The following is a 2,496-nucleotide window of genomic DNA, read 5'->3' on the forward strand; positions in this document are numbered from 1 at the left end:
CTTGGTGGCACTTGGGCTACCACAGCTGACCAAAAAGGTCATCACCATTGCCAGAATCACAGTCAGAATAGACCGATAACTTCTCATCATCATTGTTTGTTCGCTAGCCAACCGATCGGGAAAACTACTTAAGGTTCGTCACGTACTATAACCCAATATTGGTCACATCAAACGCAAAGTTGAATACCCAATATGGCAGCTTGACCACTGATTGTGTCGAAGTTTACCTACCCAAGCACTACTTTCAGCAAGATCTTGGTTGGCGAAATACTAATCAAATCACGAGCTGCTTAGAGGATATCTGAAAAGTTTTTTGATACTGAATTTTGCCCCCCTAGCCCCCCAATTCTCTATCCATTAGGCAAAAGTAGTCGAAACAGTGATAGAGACTAGGACGTAGAAGCAAGTTGTGAACCTTCAAACAAATGGTAAAAGGTAGAAAGCCCTCGCCAGAGAGTTTTCAAGCCAGGTTCGCCATCTCCGGTACGGGCCAAAAATCCACCCAAACGTGCAATCCAAATCAGAGCTTGGCGAAGAGTAGGAGGTTTTTTCGAGCGGTTTTTGGGTTGAAATTTACGTCGCAAGAGCTTCCATTCCTGTGGAGAGAAAACTACTTGGCAAGAAGCATCGGGATTAAGTCGAGCTTGATAAGTTAACCACATTAATCGCCAAGCAACAATGTTATAAGTAGCCAGTGCTTTGAGTAAACGCTCTCTAGTTTGAAGTTGAAGTTTTTCCATACCACAGCCACTTTTAAGGGTAAAGTGAAAGCGTTCGATGAGCCATCGATAACTATACCACTGCACGCATTGCCAAGCTTTTTGGAAGTCGTCAATTGGTAGAGTTGTGAGCAACAACCAACGAATGGGTTGACTACCATCAGCCGGTTTCTCAGTTTCTTCTACCAGTAGTACGTTGATTTCCACTGGATGGAGATTGTGGGGTTTGGGATGATGTTGAGGCACTTCCAAAGTGACTCTTATCCCTCGGATTTGTAATGATGCCTGACGAGCTGGACGTTTGGGATTACGCTCTAAGTTGATGGTCATTGTACCTAAAATTGGTCTTTGTTCAATCATCGGTAACAGATATCCCATCTCCTCTTTAACCCTGCGATTATACTCTCCTCGAATCAGTAATTCGCTATTAGCAGAACGCTTTTGGGCGAATAACTCGAAGATATCAGCCTCACGATCTGCAACATGTATGAGCTTGGCTTTTTCCGCTAGTCCTTCTTCAGCTCCCTTAACTGTCTCTAACCATCGATAACTTTCTTTTTCTTGAATCGCTTTTTTCTTGCGTTCTTTTTTCAAACCACTCCTGTGCTTTCTGGTCCAACTCTGTTGATGTAGCAGTCCTAATGGTTTTCCTTTGGCACTGACCGCTATACAGCTATGAACTTTAATTCCTTGTTGAAGGGTCTGATTTATATATCCCAAACCTTTTGTGGCTTCATGTGTCGTATACTCCAAGTCGGTCGTGTCCTGTATTGCCAGCACTACTCCTGCTTCCACACATCTCCTCACTACGCCTTCCTTGTGTGAAGCCAATATTTGTGTTCTTGTCACTTTCTCATTTGACCAAAATCTGTAAATACTTTGGCTGTTGCTCGCATTACCACTCGCTTTTGGTACTGTTTCTCCTGGATGCTCGCTTAAGACCACAAGTGTCTTTCTCAATCTTTTGGCATGACGTATGTCCTGAAAAATTTCGGATTTATTTCCTGGCTGATCCAATCCTTCATTTGTTCTTCTTCATCTCCTGATTGACTTTTTCCTCTGATACTCTCATAACCAATGCCTCCCTGTCCACTCCCGTGAGGGTGCTCCTACTTAGGGCTTGCTGAATAAGTCTATTGATTCGGGTAATAAGTAATAAGTAATAAGTAATAAGTTAAGAGTTCACTATCGCTTGCTGCACAAGTCTTTGGGGAAATTTGCGGATCTGAAACTAGCTCTTGAAAAATATGCTTATTTTTCCCTCACATTCCGAATATAACCAAGTGTTCCCCTACGATGGTGCCAGGTTTTTGTATCGATGGGCTCAAAATCCTGGCACTTTTTCAGGGTAAAAATGATTGAAAGCCCTGTCTGGTATAGTTTCCATACTTGTGCAGCAAGCCCTACTTAAGTGCGATCAGCGCAAGCTGCTGCCGTAGGCGATCGCGTTTGTGATTTTGCGATCGCGTTTGTGATTTTGCGATCGCGTTTGTGATTTTGCGATCGCGTTTGTGATTTTGCGATCGCGTTTGTGATTTTGCGACCGCAGTCTTGGGAAATCCCTGTTAGTTTAATAATGGCTCTCACCACTCCTCTCCCAATCCTTGCCTAAATCCTAGTCTCTATCACTGTTTCGACTACTTTTGCCTAATGGATAGCTTTTTTAAGGGGGGCTGGGGGGGATCATAATCTTGCGGAAAACTTTGAAAACACGCCCTAACCCCTCCCAGGAGGGGAAGAGGGAATAGGTAAAAAATCTTGTGTACCTCATTAGAGG

At 43.6% G+C, this 2,496-nt stretch carries 2 protein-coding genes; both read right to left on the reverse strand.

Annotation, left to right across the window (positions count from 1 at the left end):
- Positions 1–389 precede the first annotated feature (389 nt).
- The gene (locus F6K53_RS37260; protein WP_293084628.1) at positions 390–1,736 is read right to left on the reverse strand and encodes an IS4 family transposase; all 1,347 of its coding nucleotides are present in this window, start codon (positions 1,734–1,736) and stop codon (positions 390–392) included.
- A 390-nt stretch (positions 1,737–2,126) separates the two neighbouring features.
- Positions 2,127–2,306: a hypothetical protein gene (locus tag F6K53_RS37265; protein ID WP_143727925.1), complete on the reverse strand. Its 180-nt coding sequence runs from the start codon at positions 2,304–2,306 to the stop codon at positions 2,127–2,129.
- Between the last annotated feature and the right edge of the window lie 190 nt (positions 2,307–2,496).

This window comes from Moorena sp. SIO4A1 (genome assembly GCF_010672065.1).
GTDB lineage: Bacteria > Cyanobacteriota > Cyanobacteriia > Cyanobacteriales > Coleofasciculaceae > Moorena.